Origin of the sequence: Nostoc parmelioides FACHB-3921, assembly GCF_014696625.1 — a bacterium.
Taxonomy (GTDB): Bacteria; Cyanobacteriota; Cyanobacteriia; order Cyanobacteriales; family Nostocaceae; genus Trichormus; species Trichormus parmelioides.
The window spans coordinates 44,139-57,013 of record NZ_JACJQL010000015.1 but is presented as its reverse complement, the minus strand read 5'-3'; the positions used below and the strand labels follow the sequence as shown (position 1 = coordinate 57,013).

The window sequence follows — 12,875 nt, the reverse complement described above, 5'->3', positions numbered from 1 at the left end:
CAGATTTACCCCTCCTATTGCGCTGTAAACTACTTTTACAGGAGTTTAATAGGTAAAAGCAGCCTTGGAAAAATTGTTGAAAATATCGAGAATAATTGATGCCTTTACAGAACGCATAGGTCGATATACCAGTTGGTTGGTATTAGTCATGGTCATACTAGGTGTGTGGAACGTTGTCGGGCGATATTTAGGGCGCATTAGCGGTAACAACCTCACATCCAACGCTTATATAGAAGCTCAATGGTATATTTTTGATGTAATTTTTTTCTTAGGGGCCGCTTATACCCTGAAGCATAATGAACACGTCCGCGTTGATATTTTTTATAGTAATTGGCAACGTCGGCGTAAAGCGATCGCAGACTTTCTCGGAACCATATTTTTTCTCATTCCTTTCAGCATCATAGTGATTTTTGTTTCTTGGGACACCATTGTCGCATCATGGCAGATTGGTGAATTATCGCCCGATCCTGGTGGGTTGCCCCGCTACCCCATTAAAGCCATGATTATCGTTGGTTTTGTGTTGTTAATTATTCAAGGAATTTCCCAAGCAATTAAAAACTTAGCAATTATCCAAGGCAGACTAGAACCCCAGGAGGAAAATCATGACACTGGCTTATGAGTGGTTGGGGCCAGTCATGTTTGCTGGTGCTTTAGTTTTATTGTCTTCAGGTTACCCAGTAGCTTTTGCTTTGGGTGGAGTGGCGATTTTATTTGGATTGTTGGGAATTGGTTTAGGTGTCTTTGACCCTATATTTCTTACAGCCATGCCACAGCGCATTTTCGGCATTATGGCTAACTATACCCTGTTAGCAATCCCCTATTTTATTTTTATGGGGGCAATGTTAGAAAAATCTGGCATTGCGGAAAGACTCCTAGAAACAATGGGTATTTTGTTAGGACGCTTGCGGGGTGGACTGGCTTTAGCTGTTGTCTTAGTAGGCGCATTATTAGCCGCAACCACTGGTGTAGTAGCAGCCACAGTGGTGGCAATGGGTTTGATTTCTCTACCAATTATGCTGCGCTATGGATACAACAAAGAATTAGCCACTGGTGTGATTGCGGCATCGGGAACTTTGGGACAAATTATCCCGCCAAGTGTAGTGTTGGTAGTATTAGGCGATCAATTGGGTGTATCGGTAGGAGATTTGTTCATCGGTTCCGTGATTCCCGGTTTGATGATGGCAAGCGCTTTTGCCCTTCATGTATTAATTGTGGCTTTCATCAGACCGGATGTAGCTCCCGCCTTACCTGCCGAAGTGAGAGAAATCGGCGGTAAAGCCTTGGGAAAAAGGGTTATACAGGTGATGATACCGCCTTTGATACTGATTTTATTAGTATTAGGGAGTATCTTTTTTGGCTTTGCTACACCAACAGAAGCAGGTGCAGTAGGTTGTGCTGGGGCGATCGCTCTTGCAGCTGCTAATGGTCAATTCACTTTAGAATCATTACGCCAAGTCTGCGATACTACCTTACGCATCACCAGTATGGTAGTTTTTATCCTCATTGGTTCCACAGCATTTAGTTTAGTTTTCCGGGGATTGAACGGCGATCAATTCATGTTCGATGTTTTAGCCAATCTCCCTGGTGGTAAGGTGGGTTTTTTGTTTGTCAGCATGACGACAGTATTTATTTTGGGCTTTTTCATTGACTTTTTTGAAATAGCCTTTATTGTCATACCTTTATTTGTTCCAGTAGCCCAAAAGTTAGGCATTGACTTAGTTTGGTACGGTGTGGTTTTAGGGGCAAATTTGCAAACATCCTTTCTCACACCCCCCTTTGGCTTTGCCCTATTTTATTTACGAGGTGTAGCACCACCAGAAGTCACAACATCAGACATTTATCGCGGTGCCATACCCTTTATTTTGCTACAACTTTTAGTCCTGCTGTTAATCATTATTTTCCCTGGAATTGTGAGTTTTTTACCTTCTTTGGGAAGTTAATGTTTAGGAAACCAAGAACAACTTAAATGCAGCTTTTTGGCTAGCTGTCAACGATGCAGTCATCAATGGTTGACCGATATTTATGACAGCTTCTGTCAATTCCGAGCCTGCGTTTTCTGGGGAACCACATCCAAATGGAGGTAAAGGATTATACTCTAGTATCAACTCAATTAACTTAAGTTGAGTCATATCTGGATAGATAACTAGACCAATAGTATATTTAGGCTCATCATTCATATGAGAAAGTTAAAAGGTTGTCATGAATACAGTTATCCTAAAGTTGAATAATTGAACTGCCAATTACCCAGTTGAGTACATTTTGCTATGTCCCATAGCTTTCACACTTTGATTCACAAAATAGCGATCGCCAAAGATGAACTCCAACTACGCTTAAACTATATGGATATGGCGGGGGATTTATTTGATAGTCAACACTGGGGGATTTATTTGTACGATAGCCAAGAAAAAAGTCCCACCATTGATCTTCAAGGACTACCCGATAGTTTTATCGATTACTACCAAAGCATTGGTGCAGCGATTGATCCAATCATGGATTACGTCAGCCAAAATCATGCACCTGCCCACGAAGAAATCATTTTTAGCCCATCAGACTGGAAGCAGAGCCAACTATATCAAATCGGGTGTGGCAAAATTTATGACCATGAACATATCATGACGGGGCCGATTGTTGGGCAGGGAAGACTAATTGGTACTGTTCATTTTGCCCGAACCAGTGGAACCCCCGCTTTTGATATGGGGAATTTAATGCAGTTAAGTGCCATTTGCGCGCATATTTCCACAAAGTTAGCATTTTTGCGATCGCAGTCTGATTTGATTTTTTCGGAAAAGACGACTTGCTTAACTCCAAGAGAATTACAGATAGCAAGCTTAGTCGCTAATGGTTTAACCAATGCAGAAATTGCTGCCGAACTTTGGATTAGTCAAAATACCGTCAAGCAGACATTAAAGAGAATTTTTCAGAAACTGAGTGTATCGGCACGGGCTGAAATGGTAGCCAAATTACAATTAGCTAGATAAACAGGCACAAATCAATCAGTAGATTCATGATGTAGATGTAGCAAAATTTTCATAGCTCAATTCATTTACCCGATTCCAGGCGAAAATCTGCTTACGGAAGGCTTTCCACTGGTCGTAAACTTGTTTGAAAGCTGCATCCTTACTAGCATTTTCTTCAAAAATATCAAAAGAAATTTTCTGAGCTGCCTGCATAATTTCTGGACTGTAGGGAACGAGCTTTGTTCCACCTGCTAGTAACCTTGAAAGGGCTTCTCCGTTTAAAGCATCATACTGATTGAGCATGGTTAAGTTAGCTTCTACCGTCGCCGTTTTAAATACTTCCTGATATTCCTTTGGTAGACGATTCCAAGCATTCAGGTTAACTAATACATCCAAAGTTGGGCCTGGTTCCCACCAACCAGGATAATAGTAAAATTGAGCAGCTTTATTCAAACCTAGTTTCTCGTCATCATAGGGGCCTACCCACTCGGCTGCATCAATTGCACCTCTGTCTAAAGCTAAATAAATTTCGCCGCCTGGTAATACTTGCACATTTACACCTAAACGGGACATGACTTGTCCGCCTAAACCAGGAATCCGCATTTTCAAACCTTTGAGATCAGACACAGATTTAATTTCTTTTTTGAACCATCCCCCCATCTGTGCGCCGGTACTACCAGCTGGAAAATTAATCACGTTGAAATTAGCATAAATTTTTTGGATAGCGGCTAGTCCACCACCTTGATAAAGCCAAGCATACTGTTGTTGGGCATTTAAACCGAAAGGTACAGAGGTGGCGAAAGCCAAAGCTGGACTTTTACCGATGTAATAATAACTAGATGTATGACCGCATTCTACAGTTCCAGCTTGTACAGCATCGAGAACTTGCAAGCCTGGTACTAATTCCCCCGCCGCAAATGGTGTAATTTTGAAACGCCCGTTGGTCATTTCTGCTACTCTTTTGGCAACGGTTTCTGCACCAATAAAAGTTCCTAAAGACTTAGGCCAGCTAGTCGTCATCCGCCAGCGCACGTTTGGTAATCCTGCTTGTACGGAAGATGTACTAGTTTTGGTGCAGGAAACTAAAGCTGTAGTTGCTGTGGCGATCGCAGCAGTATTCAAAACTTCTCGGCGTTTCATAGTTTGGTGTTAGTTTGGGAAATGACGCAAATCCAGGCTGATACAGCACTTTATCAGTTTTTTGCCATTTTTTGCTTATTCTGCATTCAAATAAGCGAAAAATATACCAGCTCGTAACTCGACAGATGCACCTACAAACACAAAACTTTGTAGAATGGGAAACTATAGGTGTTGACGGTTGACGGTTAACTGTTGACAGTCAACCGTCAACAAATTTAAGTGGAATAATTTATTTTTTGGTTTTCCCTTATAAACTAAATTTTAATTTTGTAGCTTGAGCTTGCCGGAGGGTATTTTGAATTAATGTTCTCTATCAGGTTGACTTAGTTTGGTTTGTCTTCATACAAAATTGGTACAACAAACTAAAGTCATTGAATCTTTGCTGAATTGATGATATATATTTCTCATCCCAAATACTACCTAATAATAGTACCCAATCTCCTTCATTTGAGGGAAATAAATGAATGTCTAGAGCAATTCCATTATTAGTTTTGATATGGGGTAAAAACAAAGGAATATCATCAAGCGGTAATAAACCTTCCAAAAAAAAGGCTTGCTCATTAAATTTTTCTCCCTGATAGAGATTTGTAAATCCATATTTAGCTATATCACCCCCCCATGTTGATAAGCTACCATCTTTGTTTACTAAAAAATAGGCAGGCGATCGCTCCATCAAGATCATATCCAGCAGATAGTTAATTACTGGATTAGGTATATTTAGCATTTATGTCTCCATAATTTTTTGAGCCAAAATTTGGAAAACCTCCTCTACTCCTATTCCAGTTTTAGCACTGGTTTCTACTACATTCCACCCTTTTGTTATTAAAGAATTAATTTCAGCCGCTTCTATCTCCCATTCATCAGTTATATCCCATTTATTCATCACTAAAACAAAAGGAATTTGACCAAAGTTAGCTTCCAAACTATTCTGTAAACTATAAGCTGTTTCTAATGTATTTTTGCGAGTTCCATCTACTACTAATAAATAGCCAGAACATCCGCGCATATATGACATTTGTAATTTCTGTAATTCATCTTCACCGTAAATATCCCAAATGATTAAATTAATGGGATTTTCTGAGAGATTAACAATTTTTTTATCAATTTTGACACCAACAGTAGTTTGATATTTTTCCGAAAAAAGGCTATAAACAAATCTAGCTACTAAACTAGTTTTACCAGTAGCAAATGCACCCACCATACAAATCTTTTTTTGAATCATACCCTTGAATTTGATTTATTTCTAGCGGTCAACCCTCATAATTATGACCTTGAAAGACACTCTGCGATTAAGTTTTTTACCTTCATCTGTCAATTCTGCTTGCAAAGGTTCGCTAGAACTTACACCTAATACTTGTAACTGGTTGGTACTAATTCCTTGAGAAGATAGATAAGATAAAACTCTCTTACTGCGTCCTTGGCTTAGTTGAGCATTCCTTGATTCTGTACCAGTGGTATTAGTATGTCCTATTATTTGAATACGCACATCTTTCTCTAGATATTTAGCAACAGCTAAAAGTTTTTTAACTGCTAATATCACTTTATTTAATTTAGATAATTCACTAGGAATAATTTCTTGAGAGCCTTCTGGAAAAAAGATAGTTTCTCGCTGAATTTGACTTTGGTATAATGCCAATTCGTTTAGTTCACTTTCTACAAGATACTGATCTTGAAATTGAGTTAATCCGGGTATCACAGACCAAGATTTACGTGTAGCTAAAATCCATTGACGGGGTGCAGAACCAACAGCATAAAGAACACCATTTTGGTCAATTTTTAGTGATGCAGTAGGTGGAGGTTGGAGTAATTTATTTACCCTTTTTATCATCAACTGGGGTTCTAAAGATAAATAACTTTGCCAATGACTGACAATTGTTTGCGGATTGAGTTTTGTTTGTTGTAGTAAGGTATGGGGATCTGATGCTAGGGGATCACGTAATCCAGAGATAAAATATTTACCGAACTGCTGTTTGGTTTCAGTTACCACAATACCGGGTTGAGAATTGAGTTCTTGCAAGTAAGCACGCCAACGTAATTGTTCTCTGACAGCAAAAAAACTCCAAATCCCACAGGCGATCGCCACGATACCTAAAAAAGTCCAAGCATATTTGTAACTTTTTTTTGACGCAGATTGATACTGACTGACTAGGCATGATTCTAAATAAGGCTGACATACTTGAAATGGTTCTGCATCCCCAGCAAAGTCTTTCATCTCTCTACTCAGCTTGAGATGAATTTTTTCAATTGCTGCTTGCAGACCTAATCTCAATGTTTGGGGAGGATTACCCCGGATTGTCGCCGCTAATAATGCTTGTGGCCCTTCTGTAATCCAGATTTGCAGTTCTCCAAAGCGCAAACTTTGCAATTGATCCGTTTTTTGAACACTAAAAGAGTCTTTGATAAAATCTTGAATAGCGGTCAACATCGCAACCACTAAATCTGGGTCTTGGCTGTTTACTCGATTGGCCACAAGATGTCGCAACAATAATCCTGTGTTTTTATGTATTAAGAATATCTGTTCTACTCGATAGACTAATGTCCGCAGTAGAACTATTTCTGCAAATGATTTCCCTGTACGTTTCGCTTCTAGTCGCCATTGCAAACTTTTTAAGGAAAAACTATGCTCTAGAGATTGGTTGAGGGATTGCATCATTTCATCCAGTAATGAGGCGATCGCTTTGCGAGATGCAGGAAGAATAACTGGAAAAAAAGCTTCTGCAAGTATATTTTCATCTTGTTGAACAGAAACTTGAATTGCTTCTTCAACAATAGAAATCATCGCTGTAATTAGTTGTTTATCTTGCTGCGATCTTAAGATTACAGCTTCTGGAAGTAAGCGGCTAATATCTTCTGGTCTGATTTGCGGGTTATCTAACAACTCATAAAGTTGGTTAAGTTTAGCTGGCTCAACTCCCAACAACAAACTACGAAGTTTACTGAGTTCTTCATCAACTTTAGTCCTTTCATTAATTAATGAAAAGTCATTACCAGGGGATACTTGACTGCTGGGATCTATTGCATCATTATCCACTAATATAATCCCTCAAACTACACTCTATAATTAAATAATTTTGGTTTTTCAGTACCTAGTATGCTGTATTAAAGCTTGAAATAGGAAACAGGAAACAGATGAATAAACTAGGCTAAAAACCTCCTTCTTAGCCTGACAATCACTGCCTTATCCAATCTGCAAATATCTATGCTATTTTGCTTATCTAATGAAATTTTGGATAATTTTTTATTTATTGAGCCGAAAAGCAATTTCCGTGAATAAATCTGCTAGATGAGTCCTGTCAGCTTTATCATGAATTAGTTGCTGAGTTTCTTTTTCTATCAAACTATTTATTTCTTCATATTTTTGTCTAATCTCATCCTGTAAATTTTTCGATTGAATCAGTATTTGTTCGCGTAGATTACGTTGATTACTAATAGTTTGTTCAGCAAATTGAAGCAGTTTCTTCTCTAGTGATGTATGGAGAAATTTATATTCTTCTGTAATTGCCTTTAAATGAGATTCTCTTTCCAACTGCTCATTTTTTATACTTTCGCTTAAAACTTCAACTTCCGCTTTTATATATACCTCTAAAGCATCCAAGCGTTCTTTAGTCTCATCTCGTACATGAGATAATTCTTTAACTATCCGTTCTTCCAAACCAGTAAACCTTTTGTCAAGTTCCTGCATTTGGTTGCCGATGAGAATCTCTCTAATTTTGTCTAAATTATTACTTTCACTAACACCAGTACGGGATTGCTGTTTATTTATTGTTGAATTGATACCACCGTTTTCTAATGATTTTGCGTTGTTATCGGTAGAAGCTTCGGTTAGATTCATAGATGACAATCCTGATTAATACTGAAAAGATATACAAGATTTATTCCTGCATATCATCCTCAATAATAGCATTCTAGATAAGAGTGTGTAATTATACCCACTACAAGTATTAAAGATATCTAATTTTCACTGAATGTAAATAAATTCTGCTAAATCAAAAACCGGATTAATACGTACAATGCGGAGGCAATTAGTTGTAATATTGTGACTGGAATACCATAGTGAAGAAAAGTTTTAAAAGAAATGCGTCGTCCGTGCTGCTCGGAAATTCCCGCCGCTACGATGTTAGAAGATGCACCGACTAACGTACCATTCCCGCCTAAGGTTGCACCAAACATCATGGCGTAAAACAGGGGTAAAACTTCTGGGGGAAATTGTCCTTGAAAGTCCCGTGCTAAGACTTCTGCGGGTGCTAATCCTACAGTGACAATGTATTGCTTAAGCAAGGGAACCATCGCCACTACCAAGGGAATATTAGGTACGAGACTCGATAAAATTCCTACAAGAAACAACAACACCAGGGAACCCAAAATAATATTTTTTCCTAAAATAGTTGCCAATATCCCTGATAAACCACCAATTACACCTGTTTTCTCTAAACCGCCAATCAGCACAAAAATACTCATAAAAAATATTAATGTACTCCAGTCTACATCACGTAAAATGTTGTTGACTGTATCAATTCTGCTATGGTGAGATAGTAGTAAAGCCAAAGCTGCACCTAACAAAGCTACAGCAGCCGGAGAAATCGGTATTGGTAGAGATTCTCCAATCACAAAAAATAGCAGGACAAAAGCGACAATTACTGCACCCAGACTCAAAACCCGTGGATGATTAATTTCTGGGTGTGGTAATTCTTCCAAATTTTCTAATTTTGTATGCCAAATTTTGCGAAATAAAAATGGCAAAGTGAGAGTTACCATAGCGACTGCAATGACACCACCTAAACTTAGTTTCCATAGATAATCTACAAAACTTATATTAACGGCATCACCCACAATAAATGTCGCTGGGTCGCCTACTAATGTCAGCAATCCAGCACTATTAGCAATCAAAACCATCAATATCAACAAAGGTACAAAATTTATCCCTATTTCTTGTGCCATTGGTGGAATTAGTGGTGCTAACAACATAACTGTTGTTGCATTTGGTAACACTGCACAAATGGGAGTGACAATACCAACAATACCAAGTAAAAGGCGCTTACCATCGCCTTTAGCTAAGATCACTATTTGGGTTGCTAAATAATCAAATATCTTAGTAGGCTCAAATGCTCTAACTAAAACCATTACCCCAAAAAATAATCCCAGTGTGCCATGACTGTTACCAATGTAAGCAACAGCTTCTTGTAAAGTCATCACATTAGTAAATACTAATAATAATGCTCCTAATAAGGCTGCAATAGTCAAATGCACCCATTCCGTCATAATTAAAAAGATGACGCTGATAAATACGATGACACTTAGGAGTGCTTGCCAGTTTTCCACGCCTACCTCTTGTAGTTTATGTTGTTGTGTAATAGCGAAAAAGTCACCTATAATACGGTGACTTTTTGCGGTATTTTCATTTAGGTAAATAACTTCTGAAAGTCAGAATTATTCATCTATACATTCAGGAATCCCTAAGACAGCACAAGGGAAATTATAACCCAATGTTTCAATGAGAGGATGATAAACAGATTTACAACCTACAAATAAGATATCAGCAGCTTCAAATTCTGCAACTTTTCTCAATTCTGTACTTACACAACCAAAACGTAGATGAGATTTGAATGAACCTTGCCATTCTTCAGCCAAACTTCTTGCCTGCCAAATCACTCTATCTGCTTCTTGCAGGGGTGTTAGTGTTTCTGTTTGAAGATATGATTTAATTCCTGTCAGTTTCGGTTGAGTAATTACAGAGGTGCTGGATTTTTTTGTTTCACTTGGCGGCAATTCTATTGTCGGCAAGCGTTTAGCAAAGCTTAAAATATTAGAACAATTTGTGGTGTTGCTATCTTCCACTACATAAACAGCTTGCACTGTGACTTGTTGATTAGTCGCCAACCTTGTTTGATGGGCAATCCAACAAGCTATATCTAGTGCTGTATGGCTGTTAGGAGAAGCGTCATAACCAACGATTAAGTTGATTGATTGTGTTGTTTGACCTTTTTTTTGGGGTTCTGGCAATAACACCATTTGGTCAATTAAATCATCACGACCCATAGCACTTTGCAGACGTGCTAACATTGGCTTAATTTTCACAGCTTTAACTTCTCCCAAACTTAACGAACACATCAATGAGAAGCAGGGTAAAACGGACATTTATATCCGTAAGGAAACCCCAATAACAACTGGTATAAAAGCCAAAGTCTTGGGGGTTCCTTCCATTGCCGACGGAGTTAGCTGACGGGCTAAGACTGGAAGGTGTCTCTCTTAAGAGTGCTGAGTAATGAGTGCTGAGTTTAATACTTTGTTACTCTTCGCTTTTTACTCATAGGTTAGCTACTCTCTGCAAGATGCGCCCCATAACATGGTTCCTCCGTTCCAAATGATCGCAAACTTAATTTGAATTAGGCTACCCACTAAAGAGATAATAGACTACTTTACTCTTCTTGAGCAAAATATTTGTCGAGAAAGTTTAAGGCATGATTACGAAGTTCAAAGTATTCTTTTGAGTTACGCATAGCAGACCTGTCCCGTGGATGAGAAAAAGGTACTTCTATTATTTCTCCAATGTTGGCGGCTGGGCCATTTGTCATTAAGACGATGCGATCGCTCATATAAATTGCCTCATCGACATCATGGGTAATCATCATTACTGCTTGGCGATTATTTTCCCAGATATCTAATACTTGTCTTTGTAATTTACCTCTGGTTAAAGCATCTAATGCGCCAAAAGGTTCATCCATTAACAGCATTTTTGGACGAATGGCTAAGGCTCTGGCAATCCCTACTCTTTGTTTCATACCTCCAGAGATTTCATCAGGATATTTATCTGCTGCCGGGGTTAAGTTTACCATTGCTAAGTGTTCGTTCACAATGCTAATTTTTTCTGCTCTATTAGCATTTTTTAACACTTCATCAACTGCCAGACGGATATTTTCTCTCACTGTTAACCAAGGTAAGAGGGAATAATTTTGAAATACCATCATTCTTTCCGCACCTGGCTTGTGAATTTCTTTACCGTCAAGCCTAACTGAGCCAGAAGTGCTTTTTTCTAAGCCCGCTACAATTTTTAACAAAGTGGATTTACCGCATCCAGAATGCCCAATTACAGAGATAAATTCGTTTTCACCGATGGTTAAATTCACTCCATCTAAAACAACAAAGTTACCTTTATCTGGTGTTGGATAAGACTTAACTAAATTCTCAATTTCTAAAAAATTAGAGCTAGACTTAGTTTTTGGATGATTATCTACTAATGGCGGTGTATATTTCATATCAAATACTCCTAAAAATCTTTAACTATATATCAACAACAATCACCGTCTCTAATCTTCGATTCAAGACATAAAAAAACGAGTGGGCGCGTTAGCCCTAATTACAAAACTATTTAAATAGCTAACGGGATCACTGGGGTCAAAACCTTTCTTATCTATAAATACTTCTGGTGGTTCGACTTTGTAATCGTCCTGGGGACATTGAATCCCCATTTCGGCGGTTATCTGGCGATATAAATCTGTTCTCCAGCCTTTTTCGGCTAATTGTTCAGCATTTTTGGGAAATTCTTTGATTTGTCCCCAACGGACGGCTTGAGTCATTAACCAAAGACTTCTGGATCGCCATAAAAATGTAGAATGTTCGCCTGGTTGTTTGGGCAAGTTGTCGGGAATGTCGTAGAAAATTGTCGTGTCTGCGGCGGGAATTGTGCGGTCTTTGCCATCAAATCCGCCATAGTTGTATGAACCAATAATTCCCGGTGCTGTTAATTTAGTGATTGGTACATTTTTATTTTTCGGTCTTGTACCAGTGAAGGAACGGTTTGTAATTAGTTCGGCGACTTCTTGGCGATTTTCTGGCTTACTGCAATATTGGCAAGCTTCAATCATGGCTTTTACCAAGGAACGGTAGGTTTTGGGGTATTGATCAATAAAAGACTCCATCACTCCCAATAATCTATCTGGGTGTCCTAGCCAGACTTCTTTTCCTTGGGCAAAAGTAAAACCAATGTCTTCGTTACCTGTTATTGCTCTGGTATTCCACGGTTCTGCTACCATGTATGCTTGCATTGCCCCTATTCGCACATTGGTCACCATCTGCGGCGGTGGAACAATAATGACGCGAAATTCTTTGAGGGGGTCAACACCAGCCGCAGCTGAGATATAACGGACGAAATATTCGTAAATTGCCGAACTTAAAACTACAGCCCAAACTTTGTTTTCTGGTGGTTGTTTATCAAAGTAACCCCGAAAATCCCGTCCAAAGGCTTCTAATGCACCATCGCCATATTTTTCTTGATATTCGTACCAAGGACGCAGGCCAAAATCCCACATGGCTTTGTTCATGGTCATGGCGTTACCGTGACGATGGATTGTCATGGCTGCACATAGGGGGGCGTGGCGTGCGCCTTCTGCACCTATGCGGGCGTTGGTGACTGCACCAGATACTACAGGCGCAGCATCAAGACGACCAAAAATTAAGCCGTCGCGGGAGGTAGCCCAACTAGCTTCGCGGTTGAGTTGGACGTTTAAACCATACTTGCGAAAAAAGCCTTTTTTCCAGGCGATCGCAAATGGCGCACAATCATTTACAGGAACGTATCCCACAATCAAATCGGGTTTTTCTAAATCGCTGGATTTGATTACTGGTTTGATGGCTAGGGCTTCTGGGGTTAGGCCTGTGGCGGATCTATCTCCTGAAGGGTTACAGGCAGATAAGGTAATGCCGGCTGTGGTGGCTCCTACACTTTTGATAAAGTCTCTTCTAGTCCAGTTATGATTGCTCATGTTGTGGCTGGGATTAATT

13 protein-coding genes and 1 riboswitch are annotated in these 12,875 nt (G+C 39.1%); of the genes, 3 read left to right on the top strand and 10 right to left on the bottom strand.

Features of this window, described 5'->3' with window-relative positions:
• Nucleotides 1-64: 64 nt before the first annotated feature.
• Nucleotides 65-619, top strand: a complete 555-nt coding sequence (locus tag H6G14_RS12695; RefSeq protein ID WP_190567757.1) for a TRAP transporter small permease subunit — start codon at nucleotides 65-67, stop codon at nucleotides 617-619.
• Nucleotides 603-1,940, top strand: coding sequence for a TRAP transporter large permease (locus H6G14_RS12690; RefSeq protein ID WP_190567756.1), 1,338 nt, complete (start codon nucleotides 603-605; stop codon nucleotides 1,938-1,940). Before H6G14_RS12695 ends, H6G14_RS12690 begins: the two co-directional genes overlap by 17 nt.
• A 3-nt stretch (nucleotides 1,941-1,943) precedes the next feature.
• Here the strand turns inward: H6G14_RS12690 and H6G14_RS12685 are convergent, their stop codons facing one another.
• The gene (locus tag H6G14_RS12685) at nucleotides 1,944-2,177 is read right to left on the bottom strand and encodes a hypothetical protein (RefSeq protein ID WP_190567755.1); all 234 of its coding nucleotides are present in this window, start codon (nucleotides 2,175-2,177) and stop codon (nucleotides 1,944-1,946) included.
• An 87-nt stretch (nucleotides 2,178-2,264) separates the two neighbouring features.
• Between H6G14_RS12685 and H6G14_RS12680 the strand changes: the two genes are divergently transcribed.
• Nucleotides 2,265-2,978, top strand: a complete 714-nt coding sequence (locus H6G14_RS12680; protein ID WP_190567754.1) for a LuxR C-terminal-related transcriptional regulator — start codon at nucleotides 2,265-2,267, stop codon at nucleotides 2,976-2,978.
• A 24-nt stretch (nucleotides 2,979-3,002) separates the two neighbouring features.
• Here H6G14_RS12680 and H6G14_RS12675 read toward each other — a convergent pair whose 3' ends face one another.
• From H6G14_RS12675 to H6G14_RS12635, 9 genes are all read right to left on the bottom strand, one after another.
• Nucleotides 3,003-4,097, bottom strand: coding sequence for a TRAP transporter substrate-binding protein (locus tag H6G14_RS12675; protein ID WP_190567753.1), 1,095 nt, complete (start codon nucleotides 4,095-4,097; stop codon nucleotides 3,003-3,005).
• A gap of 313 nt (nucleotides 4,098-4,410) precedes the next feature.
• Nucleotides 4,411-4,821: a hypothetical protein gene (locus H6G14_RS12670; RefSeq protein WP_190567752.1), complete on the bottom strand. Its 411-nt coding sequence runs from the start codon at nucleotides 4,819-4,821 to the stop codon at nucleotides 4,411-4,413.
• Nucleotides 4,822-5,319, bottom strand: a complete 498-nt coding sequence (locus H6G14_RS12665) for a Rab family GTPase (protein WP_190567751.1) — start codon at nucleotides 5,317-5,319, stop codon at nucleotides 4,822-4,824.
• 21 nt (nucleotides 5,320-5,340) lie between these two features.
• Nucleotides 5,341-7,128, bottom strand: coding sequence for an OmpA family protein (locus H6G14_RS12660; protein WP_190567750.1), 1,788 nt, complete (start codon nucleotides 7,126-7,128; stop codon nucleotides 5,341-5,343).
• 207 nt (nucleotides 7,129-7,335) lie between these two features.
• Complete coding sequence (locus H6G14_RS12655; protein ID WP_190567749.1) at nucleotides 7,336-7,929, bottom strand: hypothetical protein; 594 nt, start codon at nucleotides 7,927-7,929, stop codon at nucleotides 7,336-7,338.
• Between the two features lie 149 nt (nucleotides 7,930-8,078).
• Nucleotides 8,079-9,416 (bottom strand): SLC13 family permease, encoded by a 1,338-nt coding sequence (locus H6G14_RS12650; protein WP_190567748.1) that lies wholly within the window; start codon nucleotides 9,414-9,416, stop codon nucleotides 8,079-8,081.
• A 108-nt stretch (nucleotides 9,417-9,524) separates the two neighbouring features.
• Entirely contained in the window at nucleotides 9,525-10,157 is a 633-nt protein-coding gene (locus tag H6G14_RS12645; protein WP_190567820.1) for a universal stress protein, read from the bottom strand.
• A 126-nt stretch (nucleotides 10,158-10,283) separates the two neighbouring features.
• Nucleotides 10,284-10,497, bottom strand: a riboswitch (cyclic di-AMP (ydaO/yuaA leader).
• Nucleotides 10,498-10,513: 16 nt separating this feature from the next.
• Nucleotides 10,514-11,350, bottom strand: a complete 837-nt coding sequence (locus H6G14_RS12640) for an ABC transporter ATP-binding protein (RefSeq protein WP_190567747.1) — start codon at nucleotides 11,348-11,350, stop codon at nucleotides 10,514-10,516.
• Nucleotides 11,351-11,413: 63 nt separating this feature from the next.
• Nucleotides 11,414-12,856 (bottom strand): ABC transporter substrate-binding protein, encoded by a 1,443-nt coding sequence (locus H6G14_RS12635; protein WP_190567746.1) that lies wholly within the window; start codon nucleotides 12,854-12,856, stop codon nucleotides 11,414-11,416.
• Nucleotides 12,857-12,875 lie beyond the last annotated feature (19 nt).

Bases quoted from the DNA above. Each gene is read 5' to 3' on its own strand.
- H6G14_RS12690 (WP_190567756.1), top strand. From the start codon at position 603: ATGACACTGGCTTATGAGTGGTTGGGGCCAGTCATGTTTGCTGGTGCT.
- H6G14_RS12685 (WP_190567755.1), bottom strand. From the start codon at position 2,177: ATGAATGATGAGCCTAAATATACTATTGGTCTAGTTATCTATCCAGAT.
- H6G14_RS12680 (WP_190567754.1), top strand. From the start codon at position 2,265: ATGTCCCATAGCTTTCACACTTTGATTCACAAAATAGCGATCGCCAAA.
- H6G14_RS12675 (WP_190567753.1), bottom strand. From the start codon at position 4,097: ATGAAACGCCGAGAAGTTTTGAATACTGCTGCGATCGCCACAGCAACT.
- H6G14_RS12670 (WP_190567752.1), bottom strand. From the start codon at position 4,821: ATGCTAAATATACCTAATCCAGTAATTAACTATCTGCTGGATATGATC.
- H6G14_RS12665 (WP_190567751.1), bottom strand. From the start codon at position 5,319: ATGATTCAAAAAAAGATTTGTATGGTGGGTGCATTTGCTACTGGTAAA.
- H6G14_RS12655 (WP_190567749.1), bottom strand. From the start codon at position 7,929: ATGAATCTAACCGAAGCTTCTACCGATAACAACGCAAAATCATTAGAA.
- H6G14_RS12645 (WP_190567820.1), bottom strand. From the start codon at position 10,157: ATGTTAGCACGTCTGCAAAGTGCTATGGGTCGTGATGATTTAATTGAC.
- H6G14_RS12640 (WP_190567747.1), bottom strand. From the start codon at position 11,350: ATGAAATATACACCGCCATTAGTAGATAATCATCCAAAAACTAAGTCT.
- H6G14_RS12635 (WP_190567746.1), bottom strand. From the start codon at position 12,856: ATGAGCAATCATAACTGGACTAGAAGAGACTTTATCAAAAGTGTAGGA.